This window comes from Sediminibacterium sp. TEGAF015, from assembly GCF_025997995.1.
Classification (GTDB): domain Bacteria; phylum Bacteroidota; class Bacteroidia; order Chitinophagales; family Chitinophagaceae; genus Sediminibacterium.
This window is the reverse complement of record NZ_AP026683.1, coordinates 228,615-245,650: the sequence shown is the minus strand read 5'-3', so window position 1 is coordinate 245,650 and position 17,036 is coordinate 228,615. Positions and strand designations below refer to the sequence as shown.

Below are 17,036 nucleotides of genomic sequence, written 5' to 3'. Positions count from 1 at the left end.
AACAAAATTCATCTAAAGACGAATTAACTGCATTTATGACCAAACTAACCATGGTGGTTTTGTTTTTATTAGCAACCATCTCGCAAGGGCTTTCTCAAGAATCCGGATCCATTAAAGGAACGATTACCGACACCCTCAACAAACAAAATTTATCGAATGCAGTAGTTGCTGTATTAAGAGCCAAAGATTCTGTTCTGGTAAAGTATACTCGTAGTTCCAAAGAAGGTCAATTTAATTTGCCTAACCTAGCTGCAGGTAAATATATCGTGATGGTCTCCTATCCTACTTATGCCGATTATGTAGACATGATTTCGGTTACGGGGGGATCAGTAACCGACTTAGGCAAAGTACCTGTGATTACCAAAGCCACACTGTTACAGGAAGTAATTGTAAGACAAACAGTAAGTGCCATTAAAGTGAAGGGCGATACAACCGAGTACAAAGCAGATAGTTTTAGAGTGAGCCCAAATGCAGACGTGCAGGAACTCTTACGTAAATTACCTGGCATACAAGTTAATAGTAAAGGAGAAATTACGGCACAGGGAGAGCGCGTTCAAAAGGTATTGGTAGACGGAGAAGAATTTTTTAGCGATGACCCGGCTGTTGTAACTAAAAATTTAAGGGCAGACGCAGTTGATAAAGTACAATCCTTCGACAAAAAAAGCGACCAGGCTGTTTTTACGGGTATTGACGATGGTCAAAAAATTAAAACGCTAAACCTTACTCTAAAAGAAGACAAGAAAAAGGGGTACTTCGGAAAGTTAGAAGGTGGTGGCGATTTTGATAAATACGCAACAGGCAAAGCTTTGGCCAATGCCTTCAAAGGAAAAAGAAAAATTTCTGGTTATCTAACAACAGACAATACCAAATACGAAGCTTTGAATTGGGATGAGAACCGAAATTATGGTGGAGACGCCAATACCACTACTGAAATTACAGAAGACGGAGGCATGATGATTTCATCTTTCGGGGATGAATTTAGTTGGGGTCGCGGTTTCCCAACTTCTACCACTGCAGGATTGCATTTTAGCAATAAATGGAACAAAGACAAACACAATTCCAACAATACCTATCAGTTTAATCAGTTGGATGTAAGAGGCATTAATACCAATAAAACCCAAAACATTCTACCAGGGGCCGATTTAATTAGTACGAGTGTTCAAAATCAGGTAAGCAGTAGAAAAAGAAATAAACTGACAAGTATTTATGAATGGCAGATTGATTCCACCAGCTCTTTAAAAGTTACGGCTAGAGGGGCTATTGTAAATGGAAGCAGTGCGTCTGATTATTTTGGCAGAACCATCAACAGCGATAGCATTTTATTGAATCAAAGCAATCGAAAAACTTCTGTAACGGATGAAAATAAAACCCTAAATGCAACTGTATTATATCGCAAAAGATTTAAGAAAACAGGAAGAAGCTTTTCTTGGAATAATGATATCAGTTATAATGATAGAGCCGACAATGGTTTCCTATTGGCAGACAACCAGTTCTATGATGCTTTAGGGAATACGGTAAGAAGAGATCTGGTAGACCAACAGAAAATAAATAAACAATTGGTAACCACAATTAACTCAACGGTCAATTATACTGAACCCCTTTGGAAAAATACATTCATGATTTTCAATTATCGTTTAAACGTAAGCAGAAACGATGCGGAAAGAAACACATTGGCTAAAAACACGGTAAATAATAAATACGATAATTTGGTTGATACCTTGAGCAATCACTTTATTTTTAATACTACCGGACATACAGGAGACCTGAGCTTCCGTTATGCAGTAAAAAAACTAAATTTTTCTTTTGGATCAGGGATTGGCCAGGTGAATTACCGATTGAAAGACCTGTTTAAGAATACAGACCGTAATGTAGTGTTCAATAATTTCATTCCGGCCGTTAGCTTGAATTACAATCCCAAACAACAAAGAAGATTTTATTTTAACTACAATGGATCTACACAAAATCCAAGCTTATCGCAAATCCAACCCATTATCGACAATATTGATCCGTTGAACCTGACTATTGGGAACCCCAATCTTAGACAATCCTTTAATCATCGATTTAGCATGGGCGCTTCAGATTATAAAGTACTTAAAAGCAGAAGCATGAGCTTTAGTATGAATTATTCCAGAACCGACAATGCCATTTCCAATGCTAGTTTTGTGGATAGCGCTGGTAGAAGAATCAATCAGGCAATCAATGTAGATGGCAACTATAGTTTTAATGCAAGGGCAGGTTTTGGTTTTGACATAGTGCCTTCCCTCAACTTTAATTTTGACATTAGCCCCAGAATCAACCAGTTTGCCAATCGTGTGAATGGCATTGACAATATCACCAAGAATAAAGCCATGCAATACAGTGTTCAGTTGTCTTATTGGGGCGACAAATGGTTTAATTTCTGGATTTCAGGAAATGCCAATCAAAACAATTCTACCACTTCTATCCGACCCGATGTAGCTACTAAATTCTGGAGCTACAATGCCTATGGAAATATGCAATTGAAATTCAAGAAAATAAAAACCTATATCGATTTGGGGTTGGAAGCTAATATTTATCAAAAGACAGCAGTATTTGCCGATCAGCGAAATGTTTACCTGCTCAATACCACCATTCGTAAAGTAATTAGTAAAAACGATCAGTGGGAAGCCAAGATTTATGTGAATGATATTTTCAATCAGAACTTAGGCATCAACAGAAATGCTTCCAGCAACTTTATTACAGAAAGTACCAACCAAACCATCCAGCGATATGCATTATTCTCACTGGTATGGAATTTTAGTAAAAACGGTAAACCCGCACAAGGATTCTAATATGAAAAATATAACGCTATACAACAAAATGGGATTTTTACTCATTCTTTCCCTATCCCTTTTCAGCCATGCACTTTTCGCTCAAGTTCAATTTATTCAGTCTGGTAAAATTGAATTTGAAAAGAAAACCAATCAGCATGCACCACTTCTTGACGAAGCTGAGAATATCTGGAATGCAGAAAGATTAAAAGTTTTTCCAAAATTTGTTACTGATACCTATGAAATCAAATTCAACAGCAATAAATCGGTTTACAAATTAGCCAAAGAGAATCCCAACAACCGTTACTTGCTTTGGGGAGGAAAACCAGTTGATACGGATGCTACTTTGCAAGATTTAAAGCAAGGCACTTCCGTTACGCAGAAAGAAGTATTTGAAAACACTTATCTCATCAAAGACAGTAGCAGAACCTGGGAATGGAAAATTGCGGATGAGACCAGAGAAATAGCGGGCTTTGAATGTAGAAAAGCAGTAACCCGAATTTGCGATTCTGTAGTAGTAGTGGCTTTTTATACAGACCAGATTCCAGTAAGCGCAGGTCCGGAAAGTTTTGGGGGATTGCCTGGAATGATTTTGGGGCTTGCTATTCCCAGATTGTATACCACTTGGTTTGCCACCAAAGTTGAATTAACAGAACCTACTAACAATGAACTCAATCCAAAACAAAAAGGGAAAGCAATAAATAGAACACAGTTGACCGCTGAACTACAAAAAGGCATGAAAGACTGGGGCAAGGAAGGGGCTAGCAGAATCTGGATGGCACAATTATAAGGCGAAACAATCCTGCTTCATTTGAATGTTGAAGAACAAGTATGTACAAGAATACTGGATTGTCTTAGTGTCCACATTCTATAGCATCCGCGCCATGAATAGCTTTGTGCAAATACGGGCTTACAAAAGGGATATCTAAATTCAAGCCTCGCAGTATCAAAAGGATGCCGACAATCAAGGAAAGTACTGGAATCCATCTCCTGATTTGCAGTCTAAATTCAGATGTTAAAGATTGTGCAGCAATTACAATCAGCAGCATTGCAGGTACGGTCCCTAACCCAAAACTTCCCATGAAAAGGATCGACTCAGTAATGGTATGTGCCACCAATGAAGCAGCGACTGCCGTGTAAACCAAGCCACAAGGAAGGAATCCGTTCAATACCCCGAAGAAATACATGGAGAAAGCTGACCGCTTTTGCAGCATTTGCTGCATGGTTGTAATCTGCCATCGTTTGAAACCATTCAAAAAAGACAAATTCAATTTCGTAAAGAGTCTGGGTAATAGTACAGATAAAACAATAAAGGATCCCAAGACGATGGAAAGAATCTGGGTAAGTCCAAACCAGTTTAGACCTCTTCCAAAAACACCAGCTATAATCCCTATGATCATATAACTGCTTATTCTTCCGAAATGATACCCTCCTATGGCTAGTGCTTTTTGCCAGCCCCTAAAATGTTGAAAGGGCAAGGAAAGGGCCAAAGGACCACACATACCCACGCAATGGACGCTTCCAGCGAAACCCAATACGAATCCAGATAGTAGAAGCACTTCCATAATTAAGGAATAAAGATCACTTCCTCTGCATAGTAATTTTTACCTGCACTCGTAAAACTTATTTTGGCAATGTATTTGCCTTTATTGAATTGTGCTGCAGAAAAAATATACACCCCATGATTCGAGGTAGGCAATGCCATTTTCTTATCAGATTTTTCTGAAGCAGGGTTGTAAAAATGAATTTCTCCCGTAGTGATGGCTGCTGTAAGAGAAGAATCAACTGTCACGATTATTTTCCCTTCTTTCTTGTTAACTGCTATCTTTTGTGGTAGCGCATTGGCATTTGCGGTAGCTTGCATTTTCCCATTAAAAGCCATTTCTTTCTCGTAGTAGTTGGTCTCTACCATTTCAATATCTACCTGCATGGTTTTCCATACAAGAAATAAGATAAATGCCACTCCGGCTCCAAATGCCAATACAATTCTATAGCCCCAATTCATTTGCTTAATTTAATAGTCGCTGATAAAAATAGCTTTTTTTGTGGCAATCAGCTTATCGCCACTCATCAGCTTTATTTCATACTCTTCCTTTCGCTTCTCAATCTTACTGGTGTCTACTTTAATAAAGAAGGTTTCCTCAGCTAGCTGTCTTCCTTTCAGCGTATCCAGCTTATGCCCGATTCTTTCAATTTTTACATCCGGATTGCTCGGCACCAATGCATAAGGAAGGTCAAGGTTGCTCTTATTGGTTACTTTAATTCTGAATAAATTACTAATGGTACCATCTTTATTTTCCTGCATCCCCTGCCCAGGCACACGCAAAATAGTGGCATCAAATGTGGTGCGGGTAACAATTAATATACCCAGTAAAACAATCAAAACCGCCAGCACACCAGAATAGGCCTTGATACGATAAGTGAATTCAAATTTCTTGCCGGATGCAATCTGGTTTTCGGAAGCATAAGTAATCAGATTTTCGGGTCTGTTCACCTTCTTCATCATCATATTGCAGGCATCAATACAGGCAGTACAATTGATACACTCCAGCTGTGTACCATTTCTGATATCAATATTGGTAGGACATACATTCACGCACATGCCACAATCAATACAATCACCCGCCCCTTCTGTTGCTTTCTTTTTATTCCGAGGCTCTCCGCGTAAATAGTTATACGCAACCACAATAGAATTCTTGTCTAGCAAAACCCCTTGCAGTCTACCATAAGGGCAAATAACCGTACACACAATTTCGCGAACGAACGCATATACAGTATAAAAAACTAGGGTAAAGAATACGATGGCAATAAATCCTCCGATATGTTGCGAAACAGGATCCGTAATGATTTTAAACAGTTGATCTGTTCCAATGATATAAGCCAGAAAAGTATTGGAAATAGTAAAACTTAGCAAGAGAAAAACAATATGCTTAATCGTTTTTCTGACATACATTTCAGTTGTCCACTTTTTGCCATTGTTGATTTTTTGCTTATTTCCATCTCCTTCAATCAGGTATTCTATTTTACGGAAAATCATTTCCATGAAAATGGTCTGTGGACAAATCCAGCCACAAAAAAAACGTCCATAAATCAAAGTAAAAATGACTACAAACAGGATGAAGATGATCATGCCTAGGCCAAACATGATAAAATCCTGTGGAGTAAAGAGTGAGCCGAAAAACGTGAATTCTCCCTGAGGTATATTGAACTGAAATAAGGGGTTCCCATCAATGCGCATAAAAGGCATGGTGAAGAATAATATTACATATACATAGCTTAAATAAGTTCTGTATTGGTAAAACTTCCCCTTGGGTTGCAATGCATATATCCAGTTTCTTTTCCCTTTACTATTTACAGTTGAATGTAAACTTCGAAAATCGGGTTGGTTCGGCTCACTCATAATCAATCTTAATATTATTTCATAGCAGGTGCAGAAGTAGAATCTGCAGGAGCGGCGGCTCCTTGTTCTACAAACAATTCACCCTGTTTCTCTTTAGCAGGTTGAGGATTGGTTCCCTGCAAAGACTTCACATAGCTTGCAATTTGAGCAATCTGAATGGGAGAATAATCATCTTTCCAGCTCTTCATCCCTTTTTCTGGCCAGCCATATTTGATGGAATAGAAAATTCCTTTAATGTCGCCCTTATGCAACCAGTAATCATCTGTTAGGTTAGGTCCTATACCTGGTGCACCGTTCACGATGCCACTTCCGTTTTCTGCATGACAGGTTGCACAGGCACCTGGCTTGATAAATAATTCCTTACCCTTTGCAATATCATCAGCAGCTAACATTTTAACCGTATTTTCATCTACGTTGTTGGCTGATTTTTCAAGATAAGCCGCTTGTTCTGTTGCCGCTTTTTCCATATCCATGGTTAACTCTTGTTGTTGCAAGGGTTTGGTTTCAGCAATATGATATTGATATAAATAAACTACACCAAATAAAAGGCTGATCGCAAATCCCCATCTCCACCATACAGGAACTTCATTATCCAGCTCTTTAATACCATCATAATCATGGCCTAAATCCAAACGGGCAACATCTTCAGCAGTATTTCTGTTGTACAGACGATCAAACCAAGAAACTTTTTCTTTCACAGTTTCTGCTGAACTTCCATCGATAGCAATAGACGCTTTGGTGGCTGCTTCTTTCTTTAAAAATGATCGTATACCATTGGCAAAATAAATAATGATGATCATTTCAATGGCAACAATAAATGCCAGCAACTGAACAATGGTTTCTGAAACTACAGTTGGTGTTCCGGCAGGCACATTATTTGCTTGTGCAAACAAGGAACCAGCAGAAACCATTACCATTAGAACAGTAAGTGCAGCAGCTTTGCCAGCTTCGGAATGCTTTTCCTGGTCCATTTTATTTTTAATGGCCAATACAAACACATTACCCAGCATGTAAATTACAATAGCGAGTAAGCCAATTACGGTTAGTAATACATAGGCAACCGTGGAATCATAAAAGACATCCTTGGGAGCAGCAGGTGCAGCAGCAGCATCCTGTGCCCAGATAATATTTGCAGCCAGCATAGCCAGCAAAAGCAGCAACATTCTTTGAATGATGGCTTTGTAATTTTGATTATAAGTGATTGTGGTAAACATAAAATTATTTTTATCAGTCATTGATTGGTATTTGACTATTCTTTTCCATTTTTTCTTTGTTAGCAGAAAAAACATACCAGGTAACTACCGCAAAGAAAACAGTAAATATGACCAATGATATCATTGGATATATATTAACGTTATCAATGCTTGTTACATAATTTTTAAATTTCATACAAATGAATTTTAGTGTAAGTTTTTGATTTCTGCTGCAGGTGCTTTTTTCAAATCGGCACCCAATCTTTGCAAATAAGCAATCAATGCGATAATTTCTTTTCCACTATTTGCCTTAATGTTATTTGCTTTCAAATCTGCAGCAATTTCATCCGCCTGCATTTTCAAATCACTGTTTGCTTTCTGATCGTATCCTTCAGGATAAGGTACACCCAAAGTTTGCATGGCTCTGATTTTTCCAGGTGTAGTACTGATATCTAAATCATTATCTAATAACCATGGATATGGTGGCATGATAGATCCCTGTGAAATTTCTTCTGGATCATTCATATGACGGTAATGCCAGCTATTCGGGTATTTATTAGACAAGCGTGCCAAATCCGGACCAGTTCGCTTACTACCCCACTGGAAAGGATGATCATATACAGATTCACCGGCTTTAGAATAATCACCGTAACGTGCTACTTCATCTCTGAAAGGTCGTACCATTTGAGAGTGACAAGTGTAGCAACCTTCTCTGATATAAATATCTCTTCCCTGTAATTCAAGTGGAGTATATGGCTTAACAGTACTGATAGTAGGTACATTTTCCTTCACAATAAATGTTGGGATAATTTCAATGGCACCACCAATAGATACTACAATCAAACTCATCACTAGCATTTGTACAGGTCTTCTTTCGATGATAGAATGCCAGTAAACTTTTCCAGCTGGTAAAGGCTGTGATGCCAACGCAGGAGCTTCGCCTGTTTCTTCACCAATAAATGAACCAGCTTTAACGGTTTTTACTAAGTTGATTACCATCAGAACTGCACCAGTTAAATAAATGGTTCCGCCAATTCCTCTTACAATATACATAGGAATGATACGGGTAACAGTTTCCAGGAACTGGAACTTCAACTGTCCTTCGGGAGTAAACTGTTTCCACATTAAGGCCTGAGATATAGCTGCCCAATACATAGGAATGGCATACAACAGAATACCTACAGTACCAATTAAGAAATGGGTATTGGCCATTTTAACAGAATACAATTTGGTATTGTATAAACGTGGCACTAACCAATATAACATACCGAAAATCAGAAATCCGTTCCAACCGAGTGCACCAACGTGAACGTGTGCAACTACCCAATCAGTATAGTGCGCAATACCGTTTACATTCTTCAATGACAACATAGGTCCTTCAAACGTACTCATACCATAACAGGTAAGCGCCACTACAAACATTTTTAAAATGGGATCTTCTTTTACTTTATCCCAAGCACCTCTTAAAGTGAAAATACCATTTAACATACCTCCCCAACTTGGTAAAATCAGCATCACGCTGAACACTACTCCTAGTGATTGAGCCCAATCAGGCAAAGCAGTATATAACAAGTGGTGAGGACCTGCCCAGATATAAATGAATATCAAAGCCCAGAAGTGAATGATACTCCATTTATAAGAGTAAACTGGTCTTCCTGCAGCTTTGGGAATAAAATAATACATAATACCCAACATTGGGGTTGTAAGGAAGAATGCTACAGCATTGTGACCATACCACCATTGAACCAATGCATCCTGCACACCTGCATACCAACTATAGCTATGAGTAAGTGAAGTAGGCAAAGCAAATGAGTTCACAATATGCAACAAAGCAACGGTAACCCAGGTACCAATAATAAACCAAATGGCCACATATAGATGTCGCTCTCTTCTGGTTAAGATGGTAGCAAACATATTGATACCAAAAATTACCCAAACCAGGGTGATGGCAATATCAATAGGCCAAATTAATTCTGCATATTCCTTGCCCTGTGTTAAACCCAATGGCAAAGTGATAGCAGCAGCCACTATTATTAACTGCCAGCTCCAGAAATGAAGATTACCGAGTGACTTACTCCACATACTGGTTTTTAGCAAACGAGGCATCATATAATATACCCCGGTGTAAATACCATTACCTACAAATGCAAAAATGACTGCATTCGTGTGGAGCGGTCTTAATCTACCAAAACTGGTTAATGAAATACCTAAATTAAGTGCAGGATAAGCAAGCTGAAAAGCAATGATTACCCCTACCAGCATCCCTACTAATGCCCACAGAACAGTGGCAAAAGCAAATTTCCGGACGATGGAATTGTCGTAAGTGAATTTTTCTAACTGCATGGTTGTTTATTTATTCTCTGTTGGTTGATGGGTTTGATCAAAAAATATTTTATTAGCGGGCGTAAAAGAATCATCAAATTGTCCTGTTTTTGAACCCCAGACAAAAGCAATCAAAAATCCAGTTGCTACCAGTAAACTGATGATTAATAACATTATAATTATACTCATGCTTTTACATTTTTAGGATTCAGAATAGGTTGAAAACACAATTTCTCTATCAAGGCAGAGCCCAGCATAGTAGTCATTACAATAGTGAAAGTGCTGGAAGGCATTAAAATAGCAGCCACCAATGGAGACATCTGTGCTGTTACAGAAAAATACAAGCCAACTACATTGTATAAAGTCGAAATAATAAAAGTGGTTTTTATGAGATTTTTTGACCATTTGGCTGCGCGGATATATTGATCCAGCAATGGTAATTTTTCAGATAACATAATAGCATCGCTGGCAGGAGAAAACTGTATGGTGTTATCTACAACCGCAATACCAACATTGCTTTTACTCAAAGCTCCTGCATCATTTAATCCATCCCCTACCATCATTACTTCCTTCCCGGCTTTTCTCAGATAATCAATGTACTGAAGCTTTTCCTGTGGTGTCTGATTAAATAAATACTGAACCGATCTTTGCAAATGCTGTTTTAAATATGCTTCGGATCTATTGTTATCACCGCTTAATACCGTAACTGGGTAAGGCAGTTCCTGAATAAGTCTTTCTACATGTGCACGCAATACATTTTGAATCACAAATTTTCCGAGTACTGAACCATCTACTGATACCCAGACTTCAGATCCATTCGCATCTTCATGTGCCTTACCTACAAAAACAGCAGAACCTAATTTGTAATGCGTTTCATTTTCCCAGGCTTCAATACCCGCACCAGGAACTTCTTTTATATGAGCAATCAGTCTTTGACCAGCACTTAATTCTTTAGCAATGGCTTTACTAAGCGGATGCATCGACTGAGCAGCCATCGCACCAATTACTTCCTTATCTAGAGCATTCAAAGGCTTCCCTTCATACTGTACAGTAGATGCATGAGGATAAGTGAGTGTGCCTGTTTTATCAAATACTACCTGATTAATTTTGGCAATATTCTGCAATACCAGCGCATTTTTTAAGAACAAACCATGCTTGCTGAAAATATTAAGTACAAATCCTTCAGTAAAAGTTGCTGTGATTAATAAAGCACAGGGACAAGCAACAATTAATACGGCTGTCATAGACTGCCAGGCATAATCTAAATTAGTACCATACCAGAAAATAAAACTGCTGAATGCTACTGATAACACAACTACAGAAAAATAATTGCTGATAACGGTAGTAAAAGAATAATCGTTTTTATCCGACTTTTTAAAGGCGTCATTATTCCAAAGCTTGGTAAAACTATTTTGAGAAAACGGCTTTACTACCAATACATCTATCGCCCCTGTCATTTGCTTACCTCCAGCGTAAATTAAATCTCCGATAGCCAATGTAACAGGTTCATTTTCTCCAGTAACAAAACTGTAATCAATTTCAGCTTTACCTTTAATATGCATACCATCTACAGGTATGACTTCGTTGTTGCGGATTCGGATCGTATCATCTGGTTTTACTTCCTGAACAGGTACAAAAGTTTCATTTCCTTCTTTATCCAGCAAACAAACAGCTACGGGAAAATAGGAAGTAAAATCTCTGTTGAAAGAGAGATCTGCAAATGTTTTGGTCTGGAATGATCTTCCTAATAACATAAAGAAGATAATGCCAGACATACTGTCTAAATATCCTCCCCCAGTTCCTGATAATATTTCATAGACACTTCTACCAAAAGTTACTGCAAGAGCTAAGGCAATGGGCGCGTCTATATTCAGTCTTCTTTGTTTGAAGCTAAACACAGAATTGATAAAAAATTCAGCGCCGCTGTACAATAAAACGGGTAAAGCCAGTAAAAGATTTACATAACGGAATACATTGGCATTCAATCCATCCCTTGTAATGGTTTCCAATCCTAAATATTCAGGAAAGCTCAACATCATAATATTCGCAAAGCAGAATCCGGCAATACCAATTTTAATCATGGCTGTTCGGGCTACTATTTTCTGTTCGCGTTTGGCTTCCTGACCATCGTTTAATGTAATATAGGGTTCATATCCAACCGACGCCAACAACTCAGCTGTAGCCCGGATACTAATTTTTTCAGGATCCAGATACACCGTTAATTCTTTGGTTGGAAAATGAACGGTTGAAAAATAGATACCCTCGTGTACTTTCTGCAAATTTTCCAATAACCAGATGCAGGAACTGCAATGAATCTGAGGCAAATAGAATTGTACAGCAATCTGGGCTGGCTTCGAAAAAACAATATAATTGGCTGCAATTTGTGGATTGTCGAGAAAAGCAAACTTTTTAGGGTCACTTGCTTCACTCATTTTTACACCAGAAGCATCGTGCAGATTGTAATACTCGCAAAGATTGCTTTTATTCAGAATCTGATACACAGAGCTACACCCTTTACAGCAAAAAGATTTGTCGTCAAAAACCACAGGCTCACCAACACAAGCGTCACCGCAGTGAAAGCATTTGGTGGATTCTAAGGTCTTATTCAACATGAGGTAAAAGGTTGTTAAAAGTTACTTAATTTTTTGAATTATATAAACGAAATTTTTAATTATTTACCGACTTGTCATGTGGATTCAGACCTAGCCCTTTGTATATATTCGATCTAAAACAACTGCAGGCATTTAATCTGTCTTCAATCATTTTGTTCCACTTGTATTTTTCCTTTACAAAGCTTTCATTAAAAGCATTGGCTAAATCATGTTGTTTTATCGCTGCTTTATTCCAGGTATTGGTAGAAAGAAGACTGGTCAGCGAATTCACCTGAGCCATGATTTTATGCTCTTTGCTCCTAGTTAGTTGCATCATATCAAACAAGTTGGGAATGGGAACTTCCTTGGCAGAATTTGCATTGAATACTTTCATCACCGAAGGGAAAACCAGTTTTTGCTCACAGGTTACCAATGAACTAAAATCATTTTTTATCTGTTGCATCAGCTCTTGGAGATAGGACGTAGCTTCTGCATCAAACTCTTTTAGATAAGGGCAATGAATGGCATTCTGAATTTTCAATTCCAGACAAGGGTATACATTATCTAAAAGGTGAGCAATGAATTCGGCAGTCTGGTCTGCATGTTTACACATGGGTAATTTTTTACCCTACAAAATTGTCACTGTAAAGTCACGAATTCAATGAGATTTGAAATGCAGAAATATGATTAAAATCATAAAATCTGTTTAGTCCTCAATATTGGCTGTCTGGATAAGCTTTTGTAAATTAAGAATGCTAATTTTCTTTCCTTTTAACTGAATCAGCTTGTCGGTGTTAAACTCGGACAATAGCCTGATACAAGATTCAGTGGATGTTCCCACATAATCGGCAATTTCTTCCCTGCTCAAACTCACATTCAGCGTTTGATTGTCCTCCTCAAATCCATAGGTAGCTTTCAAAAACAAGAGGGCTTCCGCCATTCGCTCTCTTACATTTTTCTGTGAAAGCGAAACAATATGGTCTTCCGCAACTTTAAGATCTTGACTCATCTTCTTTACTACTTCAAACATGAGTTTAGGAGATGACGCCAGTGCATCAAAAAAGTATTTTTTATCAATTATGCAGATGGAAGCATCTTCCAGTGTAACTGCTGAACAGTGATAGCGTTCGTTGGAAAGCAAGGCACGATAGCCCAAAATATCTCCCGACTTTACTAGGCGCAATATTTGCTCCTTACCATCATAACCGGTAGTGGTTAACTTTATTTTACCACTGTTAATGCAAAACAGTCCATTAGGAAGTCCATTCTCGGTAAATACATACTGACCTTTCTTGTAAACAGCGCAAGATTTATGTGAACAGAGTTCCTGCGTTTGTTCCGTATCCAAAACATTGAAAACAGAGCTTAAACGAACATTACAATGTAAACAACCTGTTTCAATGGATCCGTTATTCTTCATTACTACCGAGGTATTGCTTTAAACAAAGTTAAACATATTGGTTTTATTTTGATAATAAAACTACCCTGGATTCCATGGGAGCCAATAACTTCTTATCTGTCAACATTTCGCCTGATAATACATCATATGCCTGACTAAATCCTTTGGTTTTTTCCGTATACTGCTTCCATTCCAGTGTGTTCGATTTGGAGGAAGCATTCAATACCACCATTATTGTTGAATTTTCATCATACCTGAAATAAACATATAAGCCATCTTTTGGCAAATACTGCATCATTTTGCCTGTTTGCAAAGCCGTATTTTTCTTTCGGAAATTGGCCAGGGCTTTCACATACTGATAGGCAGCGTTTTCGGTGGGAGTAAGACCGCCGGCAAGTGGGTGCTTGCTCAGGTCATTCGGGAACCCGCCAGGAAAATCCAGACGGACCATTCCATCATTGGGATCTTTAAAATTTTTCATCCACAATTCAGTACCATAATACAATTGAGGGATACCTCTTAAGGTAAACAAGAGATTCATGCCCATTTTGTATTTGTTCATGTCTTCCCCTATCATGGAAACAAATCTTTCCATATCGTGGTTGTCGAGAAAAATACAGTTCTTTTCAGGAGCCTGATACAATAAATCCTGTGACAAAGTCATATACAATTTATTCACTCCTTGCGTCCAGCCAAAAGGTTGATTCAGCGCATCCATCATGGCATAACTCAAGGGGAAATCGGTTGTTCCAGGTGCATTGTGTTTAAAAGCTGCATTCATATTATTCCTGGTGAAGTAGGCACTTCCTGCTACGGTATTAGCCACCGCTTCACCAAAAATGCTGATGGTTGGGAAATCTTTTTCCAAAGCAGTGTTCACTTTATTCATGAAAGCCTCATCGCAGTATTTGTAGGTGTCTACCCGCCAACCGTCAATACCAAACTCTTCCACTGTCCACAATGCATGTTGAATTAAATAGTTTGACACAAAGGGATTACGCTGATTGATATCAGGCAGGTGTGGCACAAACCATCCGTCTAGCATCACTTTCTTATCTGTTGCATTACCCATCGGATCAAATATGGCTTCGTCGCGATGGTTGGTATTGGTGTAAGTTGCCCACTGATTAATCCAGTCTTTATCAGGAGCATCCTTATACATCCAATGCTCATTCCCTATATGATTATACACTGCGTCTTGAATAATTTTAATTCCTTTTGCATGCGCAGCATCAATTAAATTCTTGTACGCTTTTTCTCCACCTAGTCTTTTATCAATGGCATAGTGATTGGTAAACCAATATCCGTGATAACCTGCCATCATACCAGCTTGCTCACTTTGCAATGGCATATCATTTTCAATAACAGGTGTCATCCAGATGGCAGTTACGCCCAATTCTTTTAGATAGTCCAGTTGATTGGCAACTCCCTCCAAGTCTCCACCATGTCTTTTGATAGGATCCTTCCTATTCACAATTGTATCATGATAACCAACTACTTTATCATTGGCCGGATTCCCATTGCTAAATCTATCTGGCATCAATAAATAAATAAAATCCTTTGCCGTAACCCCGTTGGCATAAGAAGTGCCCATTCCTTTTCTGCGGGCCTTCAGTTCCCAAGTTACACTTGTTTTAGAACTGCCGCCATTCAATTGCAATTGCACTTTGCCGGGTTTGGCTGATGGCTGAATGGTCAAATCAATCGCCAGGTATTTTTTATTTTCGAAGGAATGAAGTTTAGTGATGCTTACTCCAGGATATTGGGTGGTTACAGAAACATTGTCAAAAGAAGCATTGGTATTGCGCACCAACAGCTGCACTTTATTCCATTTCATTCCAGTAAACCAATTCGTAGGAAACAACTGAATGGTGTTGTTGCCATTTGTTTGGGCTTGCAATTGCATAAAAGAGAAAACAAAAAGAATTCCCCCAATGGCAGTTTTAATTTTCTTACGCATGCTTTATTTCGTTTTATTTTCTTTAACCACTAGTGCACATACTATGGCAGCAGCCAATAATAATCCCCCTCCTACTTGCACTGCTAATAATCGATCATTATGCAAAACATTTTCCATTACTTCTCCAAAAAATAAGGAAGCAATAATTTCTGGCAGCACAATAAAGAAGTTAAAAATACCCATGTAAATCCCCATTTTAGCTGGAGGAATGCAACCCGCCAACATAGAATAAGGCATCGATAAAATAGAGGCCCAGGCAATTCCCACTAAGCCCATGGACAAATAAAGAAATGAAGGATCAGTTACATATTTAACCGAAATCAATCCAATACCTCCCAACACCAAACAAAGAGAATGCGTATATTTTTTTCCCAGTTTATTCACCCAAAAAGGCAAGGAGAATGAAAATCCAAAAGTAACCAAGTTCAAAATGGCAGAAGTGGTATTGGCGTACTCTAAACCCTGGGTGTATAAATCACTTGCATCAGTTGTTCTCCCCCCAAATATATCTGTGGCCACTCCCGTACTGTAATAAAACCACATGAGAAACAATCCCGGCCAGGTTAAAAAATTAACCAAAGCAAGGCGCTTCATCTGGTCTGGCATATTGGCTACTGCACTAAAAATTTCTTTCACACCACCCATAAACCCTTTTCCTTCCTCATCCAGTTTCTTTTTCCAATCAGGATCCGCAGGTGGATATTCTTTGCTCTTAATTACCGTATATAAAACGGCCAGTAGAAAAACTGCTGCACCAATGTAAAAAGAGTACATGATGTTTTCTGGAATACCTCCGGCAGTTTTTTCTCTGGAAACGCCCAGCCACTGCACCAGCTTCTGAGGTAAGTAACCGGCAATAAAAGAAGCAAGACCTATAAACATGCTTTGCATGGCAAAACCCATTGGCTGTTGTTCCTCGTCTAAATTATCTGCCACAAATGCACGAAAGGGCTCCATGCTAATATTGATACAGGAATCCAAAATCCACAATACTCCTGCTGCCATCCATATTGCAGATGAATTGGGCATGATAAACAGCGCAAGTGAACTAAGTATTGCTCCAATTAAAAAATAGGGCCTTCTTCTTCCTAACCTTGGGTGCCAGGTTCTATCACTCATATAACCAATAATTGGTTGAACAATCAAACCTGTCATAGGAGCAGCCAACCAGAGACCTGGAATCTGTTCAGGACTTGCACCCAGGTATTCATAAATGGCACTCATATTCCCCATCTGTAAACTCCAGCCGAACTGAATACCGAAAAAACCAAAGCACATATTCCAGATCTGCCAGAAACTAAGTTTAGGCAGTACCGCTTTAGGGGTAGTAGACATAGCAATCGTTGTTTATAAGTTGACATTGTGTAATGAATACACATCTC

Annotated in this window: 13 protein-coding genes; 2 read left to right on the top strand and 11 right to left on the bottom strand. The window is 38.6% G+C overall.

The window, feature by feature from the left end:
• Positions 1-35: 35 nt before the first annotated feature.
• Together TEGAF0_RS01090 and TEGAF0_RS01085 are read left to right on the top strand one after the other, a co-directional pair.
• Positions 36-2,810 carry a TonB-dependent receptor gene (locus TEGAF0_RS01090; protein WP_264899343.1) on the top strand — a complete coding sequence of 925 codons (2,775 nt, stop codon included), beginning with the start codon at positions 36-38 and terminating at the stop codon, positions 2,808-2,810.
• 1 nt (position 2,811) lies between these two features.
• Complete coding sequence (locus TEGAF0_RS01085) at positions 2,812-3,579, top strand: GLPGLI family protein (RefSeq protein WP_264899341.1); 768 nt, start codon at positions 2,812-2,814, stop codon at positions 3,577-3,579.
• A gap of 64 nt (positions 3,580-3,643) precedes the next feature.
• Here the strand turns inward: TEGAF0_RS01085 and TEGAF0_RS01080 are convergent, their stop codons facing one another.
• From TEGAF0_RS01080 to TEGAF0_RS01030, 11 genes are all read right to left on the bottom strand, one after another.
• A complete protein-coding gene (locus tag TEGAF0_RS01080; protein ID WP_264899340.1) occupies positions 3,644-4,354 on the bottom strand; it encodes a sulfite exporter TauE/SafE family protein in 711 nt (236 codons plus the stop codon).
• Positions 4,355-4,356: 2 nt separating this feature from the next.
• Positions 4,357-4,794 carry a FixH family protein gene (locus TEGAF0_RS01075; RefSeq protein WP_264899339.1) on the bottom strand — a complete coding sequence of 146 codons (438 nt, stop codon included), beginning with the start codon at positions 4,792-4,794 and terminating at the stop codon, positions 4,357-4,359.
• Between the two features lie 9 nt (positions 4,795-4,803).
• Positions 4,804-6,189, bottom strand: a complete 1,386-nt coding sequence (gene ccoG, locus TEGAF0_RS01070) for a cytochrome c oxidase accessory protein CcoG (protein WP_264899338.1) — start codon at positions 6,187-6,189, stop codon at positions 4,804-4,806.
• A 14-nt stretch (positions 6,190-6,203) separates the two neighbouring features.
• Complete coding sequence (locus tag TEGAF0_RS01065; protein ID WP_264899337.1) at positions 6,204-7,403, bottom strand: cbb3-type cytochrome c oxidase N-terminal domain-containing protein; 1,200 nt, start codon at positions 7,401-7,403, stop codon at positions 6,204-6,206.
• Between the two features lie 186 nt (positions 7,404-7,589).
• Complete coding sequence (gene ccoN, locus TEGAF0_RS01060; protein WP_264899335.1) at positions 7,590-9,725, bottom strand: cytochrome-c oxidase, cbb3-type subunit I; 2,136 nt, start codon at positions 9,723-9,725, stop codon at positions 7,590-7,592.
• 6 nt (positions 9,726-9,731) lie between these two features.
• Positions 9,732-9,893, bottom strand: a complete 162-nt coding sequence (ccoS, locus tag TEGAF0_RS01055; protein ID WP_264899334.1) for a cbb3-type cytochrome oxidase assembly protein CcoS — start codon at positions 9,891-9,893, stop codon at positions 9,732-9,734.
• Entirely contained in the window at positions 9,890-12,316 is a 2,427-nt protein-coding gene (locus TEGAF0_RS01050) for a heavy metal translocating P-type ATPase (protein WP_264899333.1), read from the bottom strand. The genes ccoS and TEGAF0_RS01050 overlap by 4 nt, the downstream gene beginning before the upstream one ends.
• A gap of 55 nt (positions 12,317-12,371) precedes the next feature.
• The gene (locus tag TEGAF0_RS01045; RefSeq protein WP_264899332.1) at positions 12,372-12,908 is read right to left on the bottom strand and encodes a hypothetical protein; all 537 of its coding nucleotides are present in this window, start codon (positions 12,906-12,908) and stop codon (positions 12,372-12,374) included.
• Positions 12,909-13,001: 93 nt separating this feature from the next.
• On the bottom strand, positions 13,002-13,715 hold the full coding sequence (locus TEGAF0_RS01040; RefSeq protein ID WP_264899330.1) for a Crp/Fnr family transcriptional regulator: 714 nt from the start codon (positions 13,713-13,715) through the stop codon (positions 13,002-13,004).
• Between the two features lie 43 nt (positions 13,716-13,758).
• Positions 13,759-15,654: an alpha-amylase family glycosyl hydrolase gene (locus TEGAF0_RS01035; RefSeq protein ID WP_264899329.1), complete on the bottom strand. Its 1,896-nt coding sequence runs from the start codon at positions 15,652-15,654 to the stop codon at positions 13,759-13,761.
• Between the two features lie 3 nt (positions 15,655-15,657).
• Positions 15,658-16,989 (bottom strand): MFS transporter, encoded by a 1,332-nt coding sequence (locus tag TEGAF0_RS01030; protein ID WP_264899328.1) that lies wholly within the window; start codon positions 16,987-16,989, stop codon positions 15,658-15,660.
• Positions 16,990-17,036: the final 47 nt, after the last annotated feature.

What these genes read in the sequence shown, in the direction of transcription:
- TEGAF0_RS01090 (WP_264899343.1), top strand. Translation starts at nt 36, where the DNA reads ATGACCAAACTAACCATGGTGGTTTTGTTTTTATTAGCAACCATCTCG.
- TEGAF0_RS01085 (WP_264899341.1), top strand. Translation starts at nt 2,812, where the DNA reads ATGAAAAATATAACGCTATACAACAAAATGGGATTTTTACTCATTCTT.
- TEGAF0_RS01080 (WP_264899340.1), bottom strand. Translation starts at nt 4,354, where the DNA reads ATGGAAGTGCTTCTACTATCTGGATTCGTATTGGGTTTCGCTGGAAGC.
- TEGAF0_RS01075 (WP_264899339.1), bottom strand. Translation starts at nt 4,794, where the DNA reads ATGAATTGGGGCTATAGAATTGTATTGGCATTTGGAGCCGGAGTGGCA.
- ccoG (WP_264899338.1), bottom strand. Translation starts at nt 6,189, where the DNA reads ATGAGTGAGCCGAACCAACCCGATTTTCGAAGTTTACATTCAACTGTA.
- TEGAF0_RS01065 (WP_264899337.1), bottom strand. Translation starts at nt 7,403, where the DNA reads ATGTTTACCACAATCACTTATAATCAAAATTACAAAGCCATCATTCAA.
- ccoN (WP_264899335.1), bottom strand. Translation starts at nt 9,725, where the DNA reads ATGCAGTTAGAAAAATTCACTTACGACAATTCCATCGTCCGGAAATTT.
- ccoS (WP_264899334.1), bottom strand. Translation starts at nt 9,893, where the DNA reads ATGAGTATAATTATAATGTTATTAATCATCAGTTTACTGGTAGCAACT.
- TEGAF0_RS01050 (WP_264899333.1), bottom strand. Translation starts at nt 12,316, where the DNA reads ATGTTGAATAAGACCTTAGAATCCACCAAATGCTTTCACTGCGGTGAC.
- TEGAF0_RS01045 (WP_264899332.1), bottom strand. Translation starts at nt 12,908, where the DNA reads ATGTGTAAACATGCAGACCAGACTGCCGAATTCATTGCTCACCTTTTA.
- TEGAF0_RS01040 (WP_264899330.1), bottom strand. Translation starts at nt 13,715, where the DNA reads ATGAAGAATAACGGATCCATTGAAACAGGTTGTTTACATTGTAATGTT.
- TEGAF0_RS01035 (WP_264899329.1), bottom strand. Translation starts at nt 15,654, where the DNA reads ATGCGTAAGAAAATTAAAACTGCCATTGGGGGAATTCTTTTTGTTTTC.
- TEGAF0_RS01030 (WP_264899328.1), bottom strand. Translation starts at nt 16,989, where the DNA reads ATGTCTACTACCCCTAAAGCGGTACTGCCTAAACTTAGTTTCTGGCAG.